Below are 18,171 nucleotides of genomic sequence, written 5' to 3' on the forward strand. Positions count from 1 at the left end.
TTTCACCGGCTTGCGGGAGCGCGGCCATAAAACAGAAGCATGGCGACGATTACGACACCGTAAATGATCTGCCGCCCGGCCTCCGGCATCTGCATGACAGAGAGGATGGATTGCAGGAGCGTGATGAGGATCACGCCGGCCACCGTCCCGAGATAGGAGCCGCGGCCGCCGAGGATCGACGTCCCTCCCAGCACCACCGCGGCGATCGACGGCAGCAGGTAGGCGTCGCCCATCGCCTGCGCCGCCTTGGAGGAATAACCGGCGAGGAGGATGCCGCCGAATGCTGCCAGGCCGCCACACACGGCGAAGGCAATCATCACCACGCGCCGGGTGCTGACGCCGGAGAGATAGGCGGCACGCTCGCTGTTGCCGATGCCGTAGATTGTCCGGCCAAGCGACGTGCGCCCGAGGAGGAAGACCATCGCGCCGCTGACCGCGAGCCAGACAAGCACGGCATTCGGCAGACCCGGAACGACAAACCCGGTTGCCAGCCAGCGCACTGCCGGCGGCGCCGAATCCTGCGGCGAAAATCCCCCCGTATAGACCACCATCAATCCTTGCGCGACGACGTTGGTGGCGAGTGTTACGATCATCGAGGGGATGCGAAGATAGGCCACGCCGACGCCGTTCACCAGGCCGAATGCGACGCCGCAGAGAACGCCGAACGGGATGGCCAACGCCGCGCCGACAGCGCCGAACCCGGCGGCCGCGCACGCCATCATCGCACCTGCCGTCATCACCCAAGGGATGGAAAGGTCGATATGCCCAAGCAGGATCACCAGCATCATGCCGGCCGCGATCACGCCGAGAAACGAAGCCACCTTGAGTTGCTGCAGGAGATAATCGAGCGACAGGAAGTTGGACGAATAGAGGCTGCCTAGCAGAAGTAAGAGCAGGATGCAGCCGAATGCCGTAACCACCGCCGGGTCGGCGCGGCGGATCAGCCTGGGGAAACGCCCGCTGATGCGGCCAGCCATCTCGCTCATCCGAACCACTCCAGCCGGTTGCGCACGCGTAGCAGGCCGAACGCGCCGATGCTTACCGCCAGCATCAGCACGATGCCCTGGAGCAGCGGCTGCCAGAGCGGATCGACATCGAAGACGAACAGCATGTCGCCGGTGGTGCGGGCGGCGAAGGCACCGAAGATTGCGCCGACGGCACTGCCCTTGCCGCCGTAGAGCGAGACCCCGCCCAGCACCACGGCGGCGATCGACCACAGCGTATAACCGTTGCCGCTCGCATAGGCGGCCTCGCCGGTATAGGTGAAGAATGTGAGGAACAGCCCGCCCACCGCAGCCAGCAATCCGGCAAGCGTGTAGGCGGCAAACTTGCCGCGCCGGATCGGTACGCCCGACATGAAAGCCGCAGATTCGGACGATCCGGCCGCGTAGGCGGCACGGCCGATCTCGGAGCGGCGGAACGGCAGCCAGACCAGCAGCACCACGGCTGCCAGCGCCACCAGGCTGGATGGCACGACACCGAACAGTTTGCCGGTGAATACGTCAGCCAGGTCCTCGTTGACCGAACCTCCGGGAAATGGCCTTAGCAGCAGCGCGATGCCGAAATAGACCGCCCCGGTCGCGATGGTCGCGACGATCGGCTGCAGCCTGCCGTAGATGACCAGCAATCCGTTGATCGCGCCGCAGACCATCCCCGCGATCAGCACGCCGGCGACTCCCAGCGCGGTCGGCACCGGTGCACCGACCACGATCCAGGATGCCAGGCAGTTGGTTAGCAGGAAGATCATGCCGACCGACAGATCGATGCCGGCGGTGATCACCACCAGCGCCTGTGCCATGGCGATGAAAGCCAAGAGCACGCCCTTGTTCGCCGCCGTCTGGGCGACATTGGCCGTCAGCCCGGCCGGATGGTTCGCGATGTAGATGGTGAACATCAGCAGAAACAGCGCCAGCGCAATCAAGGTCCCGCGCTGGTCGGCCAGACGGTATCGCCAGTCCTTCATGCCCCCATCCTCGCCCGCAACGCCACATCCCGGTCATCGATGTCGAGAGCGCTTGCAATCAGCGCCCGCTCAGTCAGGTCGTCGCCGGCCAGTTCGCATTTGACGGCGCCCTCGTAGAGCACCAGCACGCGGTCGCAGCAGCCGATCAGTTCGTCATAGTCGGTCGAGTAGAAGACGATCGCCGCACCCGCGTCGGCAAGCCGCCGCAGCAACTGGTACATTTCCTGTTTGGTGCCGACATCAATGCCGCGTGTCGGATCGTTAAGCAGAATGATGCGTGGATGCCGCATCAGCCATTTTGCGATGACCACCTTCTGCTGGTTGCCGCCCGACAGTGTTCCCACCGGGATATCGAGGCCGGCGGTGCGGATAGCGAGCAGCCGGATCATCTCGTCGATAAGACCTTCTTCGGCGCCACGGTTGATAACGCCGCCCCTGGCGAGCAGATCGAGCGCCGCGAACGACAGGTTCTCACGCACTGTCATCGGCAGCATCAGCCCCTCTGTCTTGCGGTCTTCCGGGATCAACGCCATGCCGATTTTTTTGTCCCGTGCCGCGGCGGGGCTGGAGATCCGGATCGGTTTTCCATCGATCAGAACCTCGCCCGACAGACCGCGCAGCACGCCGAAAAAGGCAAGCAGCAATTCGCGCTGGCCCTGGCCGTCGAGACCACCAAGCCCGACGACTTCGCCGGCATCAACCGTGAGCGAGATATCGTTCAGCCGGTCCGCCCAGGAGAGATTGCGGCATTCGAGTACCGGAGGTCGGTCGACCGGAATGCGGGGCGGCTTCGGCGGAAAGATGTGACTGTATTCGCGCCCGATCATCAGCTCGACCACTTCCGTGTCGGATTTGGTGCCGGCGGCGTAGGTAGCGACATTGCGGCCGTTGCGGAACACCGTGCATTCGTCGGCCAGCTCGGCGATCTCGTTCATGCGATGCGAGATGTAGAGGAGCGCCAGCCCTTCGGAGCGCAACCGCTTCAGTACCGCAAAAATCTTGGAGACGTCGGCGGCGGTCAGTGCCGATGTCGCTTCATCCAGAATGAGAATGCGCGGCTTGCGGGCGAGCGCCTTGGCGATCTCGACCATCTGCCGGCGCGACAAGGGCAAGTCCTTGACCAGCGCGAGGGGATGGATGTCCTCGGCGCCGGCACGCGCCAGCGCGTCTTCGGCGATCCTGCGCTGTTGCTTGCGGTCGATCATGCCAAACCGTTTTGGCGGGTTGGAGATGACGATGTTGTCGGCGACGGTGAGCTCGGGAATGAGCGACAATTCCTGGAAGATGCAAACGATGCCGGCTTCGTTGGCTGCCGATGGCGAGGCGAACTTGACCTCGCGGCCTTCCAGCGTCATACGGCCTTCGTCGGGGGCGACAACGCCCGCCATGACCTTGATGAGCGTCGACTTGCCGGCACCGTTCTCGCCGAGGATTGCATGGATGCGGCCGGGAGCAACCGTCAGCGCGGCGTTCTCCAGCGCCCGCACGCCGCCATAGCGCTTGGATATGCCTTCCATGCGGAAAATCGGCGCAACGTCCAACAATCCCTCCCCAGGATGCTTTGGAGACTGGCGTCGCGGATCGCGACGCGACACCAGTCCATGGTTAGAAGCTACTGATTTTCCTTGGTCTGACCCATGATTTCCTGCGCCGTGAAGTTGATGTTGCAGGTGGGGAAGGCGTTGCCCACGAAGAAGTTGTCGGACTGGTCCGGATAAAAATCCTCGCCTTCCTTGAAATTTGGATCCTCGACAATGGCCGTCGGCAACTTCACCGACTGGGGAACAACGTTACCCTCCAGCGCGGCGATGGCCGTCTTGATAGCGACGGCGACCTGCGCCGGGCCGGTGCCGGCCGACGAGCATTTCAGCCCTTCGCCTGCGAACTTCGCACAGAACTTGCGGAAGCCGTTCTCGGTCTCGCCGCCGAACGGAACAAAGGCGTGCTTGGCGTCGATCATCGCCTGCACGACACCGGTATCGCCGCCTTGCGCGGTTATGCCGTCGAACTTCTTGTGTACGGCGATCGCGTCGGCCGTCGCTTTTTGTGCGGTTGGATCGTCCCATTTGCCGAGCACTTCAACCACGTCCCATTTCTTGCCGGTCGCGCCGAAGGTTTCGTGGATGCCATTGTGGCGGTCGGTGTCGACGGAAGTGCCGGCAACGCCGCGGACCTCGAGAATCTTGCCGCCTTCGGGCAGATGTTTGACCAGCCAGTTGGCCCACAGCACGCCGAGGCCCTTCTGGTCGACGTTGACGTTGATGGCGTCTTCCGTATCGAGGATGTTGTCGAAAGCCACGAGAATAACGCCGGCTTCCTTGGCGCGCTTGATGACGGGCGCGAAGGCAGTCGGATTCTGTGCGTTGACGACGACGGCATCATAGCCGGAATCGATGAAGTTGTTGATCGCTGAGATCTGCGCCGGCACGTCCTCGCCGGTCGACACTACCTTGAACTCCTTGAGCTTGGCAGCGACGTCGGGCTGTGCGGCATAGGCCTTGGCGGTCTGGATCATCTGGATGCGCCAGGTGTTGGCAATGTAGCCGTTAGCGAGCGCAATGCGGTAGGGACCGTCTTTCTTCGGGAACTTGAAGAATTTCGTTTCCGCGGTCCAGGGCGCGAAGCAATCCGGTTCGGCCGCCGGCCCGCTGACGATTTCAGGCTCAGCCATGGCGACCGAACTCAACAGTAGAAATGCAGAAGCGGCAACGAAGCCGCCGATACGTGATTTGATCATCGAACTTCCTCCCAGTTGCAGTTTTAACGCTGTTTGCATGCCCTCATGGTTCGATGCCGCCAGCTATTCTCCGGCTGAACGGCATTGCCGCGTCATTTTCGGCAAGTAATCGCACTTCCTCCATCGCGATGACTTGGCCGACTTTAAATATTTGAAGTAAGCAATGGATGGTAGCGCTACCATTCATTGCTGTAAAGAGGAAAGATATCCCGATCTCTGGTTTTAGACGTCAGATCTTGCGGGCTGTACTTTCACGCGGTTTAAGTGCGAACCCGACGTCGATCACCGGTTGTTCCGGCCTGGAGCCCGCGATGGCGGCGCGCAGCATGGAAACTGCGCGCCGGCCTATCTCGTAGCGGGGCGTGCTGACGCTGGTCAGCGATGGGAAGGCGACGCTCATCATGTCGAGGTCGTTGAACCCCGCGATACCCATTTTGGCCGGCACCTCGATCGCCGAACAATGGCATTCGAACAGGACGCCGAGTGCCAGGTCGTCATTATTGCAGAAGACGGCGTCGAGGGCCGGCACTTTGGCGAGAGCATCGCGTAGCAATTCACGCCCGAGCGGGATGCTGGACGGCATCGTCGTGGTCGTGACCAGGCGCGGATCGAACAAACCTGCCCGTTTCATTTCCGCGCGGTAGCCGGCGAGGCGGCGCTGCGAACGCGGATCCATGCGCGCGCCGATAAAGCCGACCTTGCGATAGCCTCTGTCCACGAGATGGCGGGTGACGGTACGCCCACCTTCGAAATGCGAAAAGCCGATCATCATGTCGACCGGATCAGGCCCGATCTCCATGATTTGAACGACCGGGCACCCTCCACCCTCGAGCAGTTTCCGCGCCGTCGGCGTCTGGTCGATACCGGAAACGACAAGAGCCGACGGGCGCTGGCTTAGGAACACCCGCAACAAGCGCTCCTCCTCGAGGCCGGAATAATGGGTATTGCCGAGCTGGACCTGCAGATGGCTGTCGCCGAGACCATCGTAGATGCCGCGCACCACCTCGGCGAACACGTTGTTCGTCAGCGAAGGCACCAGAACCCCGATGACGTCGGTCCGTACCGACGCGAGCGCACGGGCGTTCGGGTCCGGTACGTAGCCAAGCTCGTCGATCACCGCTGCGATCTGGCGGCGCAAATCCTCGGAAACGCGCTGCGGCTCGCGCAGCGCGCGCGAAACCGTTATAGCGCCCACTCCCGCACGCTTTGCGACATCGGCGATCGTCGGTCGTCCGCCGCCCCGGCGCGAGCGTGGCTTCATCGGCGTCCGGCCATAAGGCTGCCGTCCCGGGCGCTTGCAATGATTTCGACGTTGGCGAGCATCCTCAGCACCTGTTTTGCCGCGCGGGACGGGACTGCACACAGAGCAGGTCACACTTGGCGTCGCGCAACGCCTGTCTCTTGTCAAGGCGAGCGGGCGGCCGACAACGGTGCAAAGGACTCTGGTTTTCGGTTGTAAGCGAAGGAAATTCATATCACTTTGCGGCTTGACCGCATTGGGCGGACAAACGACCGTATCTTGCCGGAGTATGCCTATATGCGCGAAGCAAAAACAGGCGACCGTCACAGCCAGGGGATGGCCACGCGCAGGGCCGTGCTTGGCGACGCCTATGTCGACCGCGCCGGTGCAGCGGCGACCGATTTCGACCAGCCCTTCCAGCAATTGATCACCGAAGCAGCCTGGGGCCATGTCTGGTCGCGCCCGGACTGGACGAAGCGCGAGCGCTCCATCGTGACGATCGCATTGCTCGCCGCGCTCGGGCGGGATGAGGAGTTCGCGTTGCATATCCGCGCCACGGCCAATACCGGCGCCAGCCGGGAGGACATCCGCGAGGCGATGCTGCATGTGGCGATCTATGCGGGCGTCCCGGCCGCCAATCACGCCTTCAAGCTTGCCAGGAAGGTTTTCGACGAGATGGACGGCAAGGACCAGAAATGAAGACCGAAGCCAGCGGACTCTCAAACCGCAAGCCAGAAACCGAAGCCTTCTTCCCGCGCGATCGGGACTGGCATCCGCCGGCCTTCGCGCCAGGCTACAAGTCATCCGTCCTGCGCTCGCCCCGAAAGGCGCTACTTTCGCTCGACGGCACGTTGTCTGAAATCACCGGGCCTGTTTTCGGCCACGATATTCTCGGCGAACTCGACGACGATCTGATCCGCAACTTTGCCAGGCCAGGCGAAAGCGCCGTCGGCCCGCGCATAATCGTCCACGGGCGGGTGCTGGACGAACGGGGCAAGGGCGTCCCCGGCGCCCTGCTCGAATTCTGGCAGGCCAATGCCGGCGGACGCTACCGCCACAAGCGAGAAGGTTATGTCGCGGCGCTCGACCCGAATTTCGGCGGCTGCGGCCGCACCGTAACCGGCGCGGACGGATCGTACAGCTTCCGTACCATCAGGCCAGGCCCGTATCCCTGGCCGAACGGGCCGAACGACTGGCGTCCGGCGCATATCCATTTTTCGATTTTCGGCCATGGCTTCGCGCAACGCCTGATCACGCAGATGTATTTCGAAGGCGACCCGCTGATCTGGAAATGCCCCATCGTCCGCACGATCCCCGACAAAGCGGCGATCGAGCGGCTGATCGCGGGACTGGACATGGAAGCGACGATTCCGATGGACGCATGCGCCTATAAGTTCGACATCGTCTTGCGTGGCCGCCAATCCTCGCTTTTCGAAAACCGGCTGGAGGGCAATTGATGCCGCAATCCTCTGACCGGCTGAAGGAAAGCGCGTCTCAAACGGCTGGGCCCTACGTCCACATCGGCCTCATGCCCAACTTTTCGGGCATTGCCGGCGTCTTCGGAACCGATCTTGGCGCGATCATGGTCGATGAAAAGACGCGCGGCGAACGCATCGACGTAAAAATGCGTGTTTTCGACGGAGCGGACCAGCCGCTCACCGACGCGCTGGTTGAGATCTGGCAGGCTGACGCCGACGGGTTCTACAATTCGCCCTCCGAACCGCGCGCAGTAGCCGACCCGAATTTCACGGGTTGGGGCCGCCTGGCGACCGATATGACGACCGGCGAATGCGTGTTCAGGACCATCAAGCCTGGCCGCGTTCCGTTCGGGGACGGCCGCCTCATGGCGCCTCATATCACCGTCTGGATCGTCGCGCGCGGCATCAATATCGGCCTTCATACCCGCATGTATTTCGGCGACGAGACGACCGCCAACACCGAAGATCCGGTGCTGGCGATGATCGAGGACCGCACGCGCGTTCCGACGCTGATCGCACCGCGTGACGGCGATATCTACACGTTCGACATCCACCTCCAGGGCGAGCACGAAACCGTGTTCCTCGACATCTGACATGGCCGTGTCCGCTTTCGACCATCCGTTCCTGTCCGGGCTCCTCGGCGACGATGAAACCGCGCAACTGCTCGGCAGCGGTGCCGAGATCGCTGCGATGCTTTCGTTCGAAATCGCTCTCGCCAAGGTCGAGGCACAACATGGCCTGATCCCCGCCGAGGCGGCTGCGGCGATCCGCGATGGATTGAACGGCTTCAGGCCCGACATGGCGAGTTTGAAAGCGGCCACGGCGCGGGACGGGGTTGTCGTTCCGGAGTTTGTCCGGCAATTGCGCGCAGCGGTCGGCGAACCGCACGCGAAGCACGTTCATTTCGGCGCAACCAGCCAAGACGTCATCGATACCGCGAAAATCTGCAACCTGGTGCCGATTCTGGTGAATTTCGATGACCGTCTGGCGAAAATTGACGCCCTTTTTGCCGGTTTGGACAGCCGTTTCGGTAAAAATCCGCTGATGGCCTACACGCGCATGCAGCCGGCTATTCCGATCGCGGCGAGCGACCGGATCGAAAGCTGGCGCGCACCGCTCGGCCGCCATCGTGCACGGCTGGCGGCTTTGCGACCCTCGCTTCTCGTTGTCCAGTTCGGCGGCGCGGCGGGAACCCTCGAGAAGCTAGGTGACAATGCCGCAATCATCCGCAAGGCCTTGGCCGAAGAACTCGGCCTTGGCGACGCGCCGCAGTGGCACAGCCAGCGCGACCGCATCGCCGAATTCGCAGGCTGGCTGTCGTTGGTTACGGGCAGCCTCGGCAAGTTCGGGCAGGATGTGGCGCTGATGGCCCAGACCGGTTCCGGGATCGCTCTCGGCGGCGGCGGTGCCTCTTCGGCAATGCCGCACAAGCAGAACCCGGTCGCCGCCGAGATTCTGGTAACGCTGGCGCGCTACAACGCGGTCCAGCTTTCAGGCATCCATCAGGCGCTCGTGCATGAACTGGAACGGTCGGGTTCCGCCTGGACACTGGAATGGCTGGTCCTGACCAACATGGTGATGGCGACAGCCGCCGCAACAAGAATCGCCGTGGAACTTGTTGGCCATATCGAGCACCTGGGACAATAGACCTACGCCGCACTCAGCCCGACGACTGATGCGCCATCAGCCCGGCAATCAAACCCTTTCGAGCGCGACCGCGATGCCCTGTCCCACGCCGATGCACATGGTTGCAAGCGCCAGCTTGGCGCCGCGTTCCTTGAGCTCAAGCGCCGCCGTGCCGGTGATGCGGGCGCCGGACATGCCGAGCGGATGACCGAGTGCGATGGCGCCGCCGTTCGGGTTGACGTGCGCCGCATCCTCGGAAATCCCGAGTTCACGGAGCACGGCGATCCCTTGGGAGGCGAAAGCTTCGTTGAGTTCGATCACATCGAACTCGGATGGCTTGATACCGAGGCGCGCGCACAGCTTCTTCGTCGCCGGCGCCGGGCCGATACCCATGATGCGCGGCGCGACGCCCGCGCTGGCACCGCCGAGAATGCGGGCAATCGGGGTCAGGCCATATTTCCGCGCGGCTGCTTCGGAAGCAACGATGAGCGCAGCCGAACCGTCGTTGACTCCGGAAGCGTTGCCGGCAGTCACGGTGCCACCCTGCCGGAACGGAGTCGGCAGCTTCGCCAGAGCCTCGACGGTCGTGCCGGCACGCGGATGTTCGTCCTTGGACACCACGATTGCATCGCCCTTGCGCTGCGGAATGGTGACAGCCACGATCTCCCTGCCCAGCCGGCCGTTCGCCTGCGCGGCCACTGCCTTGTCCTGGCTGCGCACCGCGAAAGCGTCCTGGTCGGCGCGGCTCACCTTGAACTGCTCGGCAACGTTTTCCCCGGTTTCCGGCATGGAATCCACGCCATACTGCTTCTTCATTAGCGGATTGATGAAGCGCCAGCCGATCGTGGTGTCGTAGATCTCGGCGTTGCGCGAAAATGCGGTCTCTGCCTTGGGCATGACGAAGGGCGCACGGCTCATCGATTCGACACCGCCGGCGATGATGATTTCGGCCTCGCCGGCCTTGATTGCGCGCGCGGCGATCGTCAGCGCGTCCATGCCCGAGCCGCACAGGCGATTGACCGTCGAAGCCGGCACCGATTCCGGCAATCCCGCGAGCAGCAGCGCCATGCGGGCAACGTTCCGGTTATCCTCGCCGGCCTGGTTGACGCAGCCATAAACCAGGTCGTCGATCGCCTCCCAGTCTACACCGCTGTTGCGCTCCATCAGGGCTTTCAACGGTATCGCGCCGAGATCGTCGGCGCGAACGGAGGAAAGAGAACCGCCGAAGCGGCCGATCGGGGTGCGAATGTAGTCACAGATAAAGGCCTCAGCCATTCTTCGATTCCTTCTTATCGGCAGCAATGCGCCGCTTGTGAGCCTCGGCGGTGCGTGCCCTGAGATCGCGCAACGTGCTGAGCTCGATCTCCGTTGGCGCCGCCGTTTCAGTCAGCTCTTCCGAGAACTTTACCGCCCAGCCGCACGTCTCCTGCACCTGGTCGCGCGTCACCCTCGGATGGAGCGACACGACGGTGAATTCCTTGGTAACCGGATCCGGCTTCCAGATTGCAAGGTCGGTGATGAGCAATGTCGGTCCGGCGGTGCCGATGCCAAGGCGCTGGCGGTGATTTCCACCCTCGCCGTGCCCGAAGGTGGTGAAGAAATCGATCTTCTCGACCATGGCGCGCTTCGACTGCGCCACGGTTATGTAGACCTCGCCGGACGAGGTGGCGATTTCCGGCGCGCCGCCGCCGCCAGGCAGGCGCGTCTTTGGATGCGCATAGTCGCCGATGACGGTTGTGTTGAGGTTGCCGAACTTGTCGAGTTGGGCGGCGCCCAAAAACCCGATCGTCACCCGACCGCCCTGCAGCCAGTAGCGGAACATCTCGGGGACCGATACCGTGGTGACAGCGGTGTCGCACAATTCTCCGTCGCCGATCGATAAAGGCAGGACATCGGGGGCAGTGCCGATGGTGCCGGATTCATAAAACAGGGTGATACCAGGTGCATGCGTGAGGCGGGCGACATTGCAGGCCGCCGACGGCGCGCCAATGCCTACGAAGCAAACGTCCTCGCTCTTCAGCGTGCGGCTGGCGGCGATCGTCATCATCTCATCTGGACTGAAGCCGCTCATGCCACGCCCCTCAGCTCGGTTACACGCTCGGCAAAAACATCCGGTCCCGCCTCGATCACATTCTCTTGCATCCACTGCTGGAATCGCTCCCGGTCGGCGGCGATATCGTCCCATTCGCGATAGGCGGCGTTGTCGCGTCCGTAATAGCCATGCGTGTAGGATGGATGCGAACCGCCCGGGACGACAGAGATCGCCGAAATCGTCCAGTTCGGCAGCACTGTAAGATTGGGATGGAGGTCGTCGAAATCGTCGACAACCTCCTCGACGGTGACAACTGCCCGTTTCGCGGCGAGCACCGCTTCCTTCTGGATACCGATGATGCCCTCGACCAGCACATCGCCTTTCCGGTTGGCCTTCTGTGCATGGATGAACGTCACGTCCGGGCGCAGCGAAGGCACCGCAGCCAATATCTCGCCGGTAAACGGGCAGGTAATCCACTTGATATTCGGGTTGACGCTGGGCAACTCGGTGCCGCGATAGCCGCGGAAAACCGCGCAAGGCAGACCGGCGGCGGCCGCCTCATAGGCATTTACCAGGGCCGCGTGAGAATGCTCCTCGATCTCTATCACGTTCGGCCAGCCATTCTCGATCGAATCGCGTGCCCGCCGAAGCAGGCCGACACCTGGATTGCCGATGTATGAGAAGACGAGTTTCCGCGCCATGCCCATACCGATCATCTGGTCATAGATCAGATCTGGCGTCATTCGGATCAGCGTGAGGTCGCGAAATCCCTGGCGGATCGCCTCGTGCGCAGCGGCCGTTGGAATGAGGTGGCTGAAACCCTCGAAGGCGACCGCGTCGCCATCATGAAGATTCTCCGCGACTGCGTCGCGCAGCGCTAGAAACTTCGTCATTCGCTCCTCCAAGTCCAAGCAAAAATGTTCGTATTGCGAACAAATGTTTTGTATGCGATATTTCTGAGAAATTGCTTCACAAATGTCAAGCGCGCATCCTGAAGGTGCGTGCCGGATTGATCGAACGTGCAATGACCGGAACACTTCAATCGCGAGACCATGTCGGTTCGCTCGAACGCGGGCTCGCGGTGATGGAAATTCTGGCTGCACATCCAGTTGGGCTGACGCTGACCGAGACGGCCGACAAAGCTGGCCTTACCCGCTCTGGAGCAAGGCGTTTCCTCTTGACCCTGGTCGCCACGGGCTATTCGATCCAGACCGGCCGGCATTTCGCGCTGTCACCGCGATTGCTGTCCGTCTCACGGACATGGCTGCAGGGCTCTTCGCTGTGGTCCTATGCCGAACCTTTCCTGCGCGAGGTGGCCACGCGCCTCAACGAATCGAGTTCCGCGGCCGTGCTTTCCGGTGAAGATGTGGTCTATATGGCCCGCGTTCCCGGCCGTCACATCCTGAGCGTGGCCCTGCATGTCGGAACCAGGCTGCCGGCCTGGTGCACCTCGATGGGGCGTGTCCTGCTGTCGGACCTGCCGCCACCGCAATTGCGGGAATTCCTCTCGACGGCCAGGATCGAACGCAACACCGAAAAGAGCATTACCGACCGGAACGAGCTCGCCGCCGAGATCACCCGGGTGGCCCAGGCCGGCTTTGCCATCGTCGATGAGGAGCTCGAGATTGGTCTGCGCTCCATTGCCGTACCTGTCCGCGACCGTTCACGAAAGGTCGTCGCCGCGATCAACGTCTCGACCCAGTCGTCGCGTTTCACGACAGCCGAAATGGAACGCGAGATCCTTCCGCATCTGCTTGCGGCGGCGCGTTCGATCGAGGATTTCTTTGTGGTGCAATAGCCGGCGCGCCGTCCCTCTCGCGTGCTGGTCTATAGCGGCAGTCCGACATAGTTTTCGGCGAGCACCGTCGATGCCGCACGCGACTGGACCAGATAAGCCAGTTCGGCCTCTTGCATCTTCCGGCCAAACGGCCCGACCTCCGGAAACTCATGCATCAGCATCGTCATTGACCAGGAGAAGCGCACGGCTTTCCAGACACGCGAAAGCGCCTTTGCCGAATACGCGTCGATGCCGGCCGTCGAATTTTCCGCGTAGAATTCCCGCAAGCCCGAAAACAGATAGTGCACGTCGCTGGCGGCGAGATTCAGCCCCTTGGCGCCGGTTGGCGGGACGATATGAGCGGCATCGCCAACCAGGAAAAGCCTGCCGAACCGCATCGGCTCGGCGACGAAGGAACGCAACGGAGCAATCGACTTTTCGAAAGCCGGCCCGGTCTGCAAACGTTCGGCATCGCGCGGCGGAAGCCGCCTGCGCAATTCGTTCCAGAAACGGTCATCGGGCCATGTCTCCAGCTTCTCATCGAGCGGGCACTGAATGTAGTAGCGGCTGCGAGTCGCCGACCGCATCGAACAAAGAGCGAAACCGCGCTCATGCTGGGCGTAGATAAGCTCGTGGCCGACCGGCGGCACCTCCGCTAGAATGCCGAGCCAGCCAAAGGGATAGACGCGCTCGAAAGTCGCTATTGATTTTTCGGGCACGGACTTACGGCTGACGCCATGGAATCCATCGCAGCCTGCGATGAAGTCGCAGTCGATCCGACGCGTAACGCCATCGCGGCGATAGGTCACCAAAGGCTTTTCCCCATCGAAACCGTGCGGTTCCACCTCCTCGGCCTCATAGACCGTTTGTGCGCCATCCTGCTGGCGCTGCTCCATCAGATCGCGCGTGAGCTCCGTCTGGCCGTAGACGATGACCCGCTTGCCCGTCAGCCCATGAAGATCGATCCGATGGTTCTGTCCATTGAAAGCCAGGGAGAAACCGTCATGCGGCAGCGCCTCGGCGTGCAGCCGTGCGGCTGCCCCGCACAGTTCCATCAGGCCGACAGTTCCCTCCTCCAGCACGCCGGCGCGGACTCTTTCAAGGATATGCCCCCTGCTTGCGCGGTCCACGATGACATTGTCTATGCCCGCCCGGGAAAGCAGTTGGCCCAGCAGCAGCCCGGACGGCCCCGACCCGATTATCGCGACCTTCGTACGCATCGCCCCTCTCAAATTTCCCGGCGAATTCTATGAGGTATGCCGCGCCCTGCAATGGGATTTGGCGCGACGTGATGGAAAAACCCGATCGAGGCCAGATCCGCTAAGCATGATTCGGCCAGCGAAATTCGGACGCCTGGCGCAGATGCTGGCGAAGCAGTGCTTCCGCCCATTCAACATCGCCGAGTTCTACAGCCTCGAGGATCGCAAGATGTTCGCGGCAGGACTGCTCGACGCGCTCCGGCGGCAATTCATGAAAAGCGGCCGATTCCTGCATGCGCCGTAGATTGTTCTGTTGACGCACCGCATCCGTAAGGAACCGGTTTCCCGAAAAACTGGCCAGGCTTTCGTGGAAGAACGCGTTGACGCGAAACCATTCGTCGCTCTCCGTGTTGCGGGACGGATTCTTCAGAATGCGTTCATGCGACCGCCTGATCTGGGCTGCTTGTTCGGCGTCGACCTTGAATCCCGCTACGCGCAGGGACGCGCACTCCACGACAGCGCGGAAGGCGTAGCTTTCACGGTATGCCTCGTCGCCAAGCAGCGTCTCGACGAACCGCCAGCCATGACCGGGAAGGCGTTGCGCCAGCCCTTCGGCGGCGAAGCGCATCAAAAGCTTGCGCACGACGCCGCGCGAAACACCGTAGCGAGGCATCAATTCCGCCTCGGATACTTCCTGCGGAAGTTCACCGAGCGCACGCTCGCGCATCATTCGGCGATAAAGCTCCTCAAGCGGTGAATTGGGCAACAGGTCACGCGGGTTGAGGTCCAGGGTATCGCGCGCGATTCGCAGCCCGCGCTTTTCCGTCGGCTCGAGTACCCCCTTTTCGACGAGGAGATCGAGGGCAGCGCTGATCGGCGATCGCGAGACGCCGAAGGTGCGGGCAAGCTCGGGAGCGGAAATACGCATTCCCACGCTCATCTCGCCGTCGCGTATCCGATCGATGATCCGGCGCGCGAGATCTAGCTGCAGCGCGCTCGGGCCTTCCGCCTGCTCAATGTCGCTTGTCGTTGGCACGTTCGTGATCCCCATCGGTATCGCATTATAGCCATAAGACAATGCTGCGCGAGCCGGCTTAGCGAAGCGGATTTCTGCTTTTCATTTGATCAAAATGCATTATGCTGACATGAAAAGCAAATATCGGGGCGGCCGCACGATGACTGGAACAACGCCATTTCCCCTTGTCGAGATCGCCGGGACGCCGCGCCAACGCGGGCGCATGTATGGCGAGCAGGCGCGTGAACGCATCCACCTCTCGGCCGGGCACTACACCAGCCAACTCGACCGTCTCGGCTTCGACGGAGCCAACGTGGACCGGCTGGTCACCACCTTTCTTCCCCGCATCAGGCAATGGGCGCCTGATCTGGTCGAGGAAATGGAAGGCATCGCCGAAGGTGCGAAGCTCAGCCTGACATCGATCGTTCTGGTGAATGCCCGCACGGAGGTGCTGCAGCTCGCCCGTCGCGAGGCGGGCGTCGGCGACGACGAACCGGACGGTTGCACCGGTGCTGTCATATTGCCCGAGGCGACACGCGAAGGTGCCCTGATCCACGGCCAGAACTGGGACTGGAAGGCCGAGTGCGCCGAGACATCAATCGTGCTGCGCATCCTTCGCGACGACGGCCCGGATATCCTGACATTCACCGAAGCCGGTGGCCTGGCCCGCAGCGGCTTCAACTCAGCGGGCATCGCGATCACCGCCAACTATCTCGAATGCGACCGCGATTACAGCCAGATGGGCATACCCCTGCCCTTCATCCGTCGTCGTGCGCTCGAAGCTCAGCATTTCGCGCTCGCCCTGCGCGTTGTCGCGATCACGCCCAAATCCGGCTCCAACAATATGATGGTCAGCACGGCCGAGGGTTATGCGGTCGACCTCGAATGCGCACCCGATGAAGCTTTTCCGATCTACCCGGCCAATGGGATGATCGTGCATGCCAACCACTGGCAGAGCCAGGTCGCGCTGTCGAAAGTGCGGGAGACCGGGCTGGCCAGCGTGCCGGATAGCCTCTACCGCGACCATCGCGTGCTGAAGGTGCTGTCGGAGCGGCCGGGAGACATCATCGCCGATGACCTGAAGCGCGCGCTGTTCGACGATTTCGGCGCACCATTCTGCGTCTGCCGCCCACCGATCAAGAAAGAGGGCGGCAACCTGTCGGCTACAGTCGCGATGATCATCTGCGAGCCGGCGAAAGGCATCATGGAGGTCGCGCCGCTGCCCGCGCTAAACCGCATCTTCACCCGCTACGAGCTGGCAATGGACGAAGCGGTGCTTGCCCGGGCGGCGGGAACCGGCGTCGAAGGACACGGCGAGGAAAGGGAAAAACGATGGTCCGCTTCCTCCTGACGCGGATAGCCAGTTCGATTCCGACCTTGCTGATCGTTTCGGCGACGGTCTTCATGCTGATGCGACTGATACCCGGAGATCCAGCGACACTCATGCTGGGGGATCTCGCGCAGCCCGGCCAGGTCGAGGCCATGCGTCGCCAAATGGGGCTGGATCAACCCATCGCCGTCCAGTTCCTGATCTGGATGGGGAATGTCCTGACAGGGGATTTCGGCCAATCGATCGCCACCCGCCAGGACGTTCTTCCCCTGATCCTCGACCGTTTCTCCGTATCGGCCACCATCGTCCTGGTGGCCGTTTTCTTTGCCGCCCTTATCGCCGTGCCCGCCGGCATGTTCGCCGCGTGGCGACAAGACCGCTTCAGCGATATCGCGGTGATCGCGATATCGACGCTGCTTCTTTCCATACCGAGTTTCTGGATGGGTCTGATGCTGCTACTGATCTTCGGCTTGCAACTCGGCTGGCTGCCGATCGTCGGTTACGTGCCCTTCAGCCGCGATTTCACCGGCGCGCTTCTTTACATCATCATGCCGGTCATCACTTTGGTACTGGTCGAATCCGGATCGATCACACGCATGGCCCGCGCCAGCACGATAGAGGTCTCACGGCTCGACTACATCACCCACGCTCGCGCCAAGGGCCTGTCGGAATCGGCAGTCATGTGGAGGCATGCCTTCAAGAACGCCTTCGCGCCCACCTGGACGCTGATCGGGCTTATTCTCGGCAGCCTGCTGGCCAACATAGCGGTGATCGAAACCGTGTTCACCATCCCCGGCCTCGGCCGGCTGCTGATCGATGGCATCTATGCGCGCGACTATCCTGTGGTGCAGGGTTGCATGCTGTTCATCGCTTTCATCTATGTCGTCGTGAACCTGATCGTTGATCTTATATATCCGCTTCTCGACCCAAGGGTGACGGCATGATCGCCCGCGCTCTCGGCCTGCCGCGGCTTCGTTTCAACGGACTATTCGGCGGCGCCATGGTGGCACTGCTGGTCCTGGTCGCGATCATCGGGCCATGGCTGGCGCCTTACGATCCGCTGAAACTCGACCTGATGGCGCGGCTGCAAGCGCCTTCCGCAATGCATGTGCTTGGCACAGACGAGTTCGGACGCGATATCCTGAGCCGGCTGATTTACGGAGCCCGCACCAGCGCCTGGATCGCTTTCAGCACGGTCGCCTTCGCGATCGTGCTGGGCGTTGTCTTCGGCGTACTGGCCGGCTTCCTGCGCGGCTGGACCGACCGCATTCTGATGATGTTCAACGATGCCTTCCTGGCGTTTCCCGGGCTGCTGCTGGCTCTTGGCTTCATGGCCGTGTTCGGTGCGAGCCGCAACGGCATCATCGTCGCGCTGGGGCTTGCCTACATGCCGGTCGTCGTACGCGTAGTGCGCGGCACGGTGATGTCGATCCGCGAACGAGAGTTCGTCGAGGCGTCGCGCGTCATGGGCAACAGCGAGATCGTTACCATGATGCGCCATGTGCTGCCCAACTGCATCGCTCCCATAACGGTGCTGGCGACAACCATGTTCGGCTGGATCATACTGTCCGAAAGCGCATTGAGTTTCCTCGGGCTAGGCGTGCCGCCGCCGGCGCCCAGTTGGGGCAACATGCTGTCCACGGCACGGCCCTATATCAGCCAGGCGCCGCACCTCATCATCCTGCCGGGCCTGTGCATTTCCGTGACGCTGCTTGCCGTCAACATGCTGGGCGACGCGGTTCGCGACTGGCTCGATCCCAAGATGCAGGACTGA

At 62.3% G+C, this 18,171-nt stretch carries 18 protein-coding genes; 8 read left to right on the plus strand and 10 right to left on the minus strand.

Annotated features, from left to right (window positions below):
* Window positions 1-2 precede the first annotated feature (2 nt).
* The 5 genes from OHD58_RS00805 to OHD58_RS00825 all read right to left on the minus strand — a co-directional run bounded on the left by OHD58_RS00805 (window position 3) and on the right by OHD58_RS00825 (window position 5,961).
* Window positions 3-986 carry an ABC transporter permease gene (locus OHD58_RS00805; RefSeq protein ID WP_263801136.1) on the minus strand — a complete coding sequence of 328 codons (984 nt, stop codon included), beginning with the start codon at window positions 984-986 and terminating at the stop codon, window positions 3-5.
* Window positions 983-1,963: an ABC transporter permease gene (locus tag OHD58_RS00810; protein ID WP_263801137.1), complete on the minus strand. Its 981-nt coding sequence runs from the start codon at window positions 1,961-1,963 to the stop codon at window positions 983-985. The genes OHD58_RS00805 and OHD58_RS00810 overlap by 4 nt, the downstream gene beginning before the upstream one ends.
* Window positions 1,960-3,480, minus strand: a complete 1,521-nt coding sequence (locus OHD58_RS00815) for a sugar ABC transporter ATP-binding protein (protein ID WP_412177154.1) — start codon at window positions 3,478-3,480, stop codon at window positions 1,960-1,962. Before OHD58_RS00815 ends, OHD58_RS00810 begins: the two co-directional genes overlap by 4 nt.
* Window positions 3,481-3,575: 95 nt before the next feature.
* Window positions 3,576-4,700 (minus strand): sugar ABC transporter substrate-binding protein, encoded by a 1,125-nt coding sequence (locus tag OHD58_RS00820; RefSeq protein ID WP_263801139.1) that lies wholly within the window; start codon window positions 4,698-4,700, stop codon window positions 3,576-3,578.
* A gap of 229 nt (window positions 4,701-4,929) precedes the next feature.
* Entirely contained in the window at window positions 4,930-5,961 is a 1,032-nt protein-coding gene (locus tag OHD58_RS00825; RefSeq protein ID WP_263801141.1) for a LacI family DNA-binding transcriptional regulator, read from the minus strand.
* A gap of 276 nt (window positions 5,962-6,237) precedes the next feature.
* Here OHD58_RS00825 and pcaC point away from each other — a divergent pair, with 276 nt between their 5' ends.
* The 4 genes from pcaC to OHD58_RS00845 are packed head-to-tail and all read left to right on the plus strand — an operon-like array spanning window position 6,238 to window position 9,065.
* Complete coding sequence (gene pcaC, locus OHD58_RS00830; RefSeq protein WP_263801142.1) at window positions 6,238-6,639, plus strand: 4-carboxymuconolactone decarboxylase; 402 nt, start codon at window positions 6,238-6,240, stop codon at window positions 6,637-6,639.
* Window positions 6,636-7,397: a protocatechuate 3,4-dioxygenase subunit beta gene (gene pcaH / locus OHD58_RS00835; protein WP_263801143.1), complete on the plus strand. Its 762-nt coding sequence runs from the start codon at window positions 6,636-6,638 to the stop codon at window positions 7,395-7,397. Before pcaC ends, pcaH begins: the two co-directional genes overlap by 4 nt.
* Window positions 7,397-8,011: a protocatechuate 3,4-dioxygenase subunit alpha gene (gene pcaG, locus OHD58_RS00840; RefSeq protein WP_263801146.1), complete on the plus strand. Its 615-nt coding sequence runs from the start codon at window positions 7,397-7,399 to the stop codon at window positions 8,009-8,011. Before pcaH ends, pcaG begins: the two co-directional genes overlap by 1 nt.
* 1 nt (window position 8,012) lies before the next feature.
* Window positions 8,013-9,065, plus strand: a complete 1,053-nt coding sequence (locus OHD58_RS00845; protein WP_263801148.1) for a 3-carboxy-cis,cis-muconate cycloisomerase — start codon at window positions 8,013-8,015, stop codon at window positions 9,063-9,065.
* A 48-nt stretch (window positions 9,066-9,113) separates the two neighbouring features.
* Here OHD58_RS00845 and pcaF read toward each other — a convergent pair whose 3' ends face one another.
* The 3 genes from pcaF to OHD58_RS00860 are packed head-to-tail and all read right to left on the minus strand — an operon-like array spanning window position 9,114 to window position 11,969.
* On the minus strand, window positions 9,114-10,319 hold the full coding sequence (gene pcaF / locus OHD58_RS00850) for a 3-oxoadipyl-CoA thiolase (RefSeq protein WP_263801149.1): 1,206 nt from the start codon (window positions 10,317-10,319) through the stop codon (window positions 9,114-9,116).
* The gene (locus OHD58_RS00855; protein WP_263801150.1) at window positions 10,312-11,115 is read right to left on the minus strand and encodes a CoA-transferase subunit beta; all 804 of its coding nucleotides are present in this window, start codon (window positions 11,113-11,115) and stop codon (window positions 10,312-10,314) included. Before OHD58_RS00855 ends, pcaF begins: the two co-directional genes overlap by 8 nt.
* Window positions 11,112-11,969: a CoA transferase subunit A gene (locus tag OHD58_RS00860; protein WP_263801151.1), complete on the minus strand. Its 858-nt coding sequence runs from the start codon at window positions 11,967-11,969 to the stop codon at window positions 11,112-11,114. The genes OHD58_RS00855 and OHD58_RS00860 overlap by 4 nt, the downstream gene beginning before the upstream one ends.
* 131 nt (window positions 11,970-12,100) lie before the next feature.
* Here OHD58_RS00860 and OHD58_RS00865 point away from each other — a divergent pair, with 131 nt between their 5' ends.
* Window positions 12,101-12,874 carry an IclR family transcriptional regulator C-terminal domain-containing protein gene (locus OHD58_RS00865; RefSeq protein WP_263801152.1) on the plus strand — a complete coding sequence of 258 codons (774 nt, stop codon included), beginning with the start codon at window positions 12,101-12,103 and terminating at the stop codon, window positions 12,872-12,874.
* 29 nt (window positions 12,875-12,903) lie between these two features.
* Here OHD58_RS00865 and pobA read toward each other — a convergent pair whose 3' ends face one another.
* Both pobA and OHD58_RS00875 read right to left on the minus strand, forming a co-directional pair.
* Window positions 12,904-14,073, minus strand: coding sequence for a 4-hydroxybenzoate 3-monooxygenase (gene pobA / locus OHD58_RS00870; protein WP_263801153.1), 1,170 nt, complete (start codon window positions 14,071-14,073; stop codon window positions 12,904-12,906).
* A gap of 100 nt (window positions 14,074-14,173) precedes the next feature.
* A complete protein-coding gene (locus OHD58_RS00875; RefSeq protein WP_263801154.1) occupies window positions 14,174-15,088 on the minus strand; it encodes a GntR family transcriptional regulator in 915 nt (304 codons plus the stop codon).
* Window positions 15,089-15,227: 139 nt separating this feature from the next.
* Here OHD58_RS00875 and OHD58_RS00880 point away from each other — a divergent pair, with 139 nt between their 5' ends.
* The 3 genes from OHD58_RS00880 to OHD58_RS00890 are packed head-to-tail and all read left to right on the plus strand — an operon-like array spanning window position 15,228 to window position 18,171.
* Window positions 15,228-16,418 carry a C45 family autoproteolytic acyltransferase/hydolase gene (locus OHD58_RS00880; RefSeq protein WP_263801155.1) on the plus strand — a complete coding sequence of 397 codons (1,191 nt, stop codon included), beginning with the start codon at window positions 15,228-15,230 and terminating at the stop codon, window positions 16,416-16,418.
* A complete protein-coding gene (locus OHD58_RS00885) occupies window positions 16,400-17,341 on the plus strand; it encodes an ABC transporter permease (RefSeq protein ID WP_263801156.1) in 942 nt (313 codons plus the stop codon). Before OHD58_RS00880 ends, OHD58_RS00885 begins: the two co-directional genes overlap by 19 nt.
* Window positions 17,338-18,171 (plus strand): ABC transporter permease, encoded by an 834-nt coding sequence (locus OHD58_RS00890; protein ID WP_412177145.1) that lies wholly within the window; start codon window positions 17,338-17,340, stop codon window positions 18,169-18,171. Before OHD58_RS00885 ends, OHD58_RS00890 begins: the two co-directional genes overlap by 4 nt.

It is taken from the genome of Mesorhizobium sp. ZC-5 (assembly GCF_025753855.1).
Taxonomy (GTDB): domain Bacteria; phylum Pseudomonadota; class Alphaproteobacteria; order Rhizobiales; family Rhizobiaceae; genus Neomesorhizobium.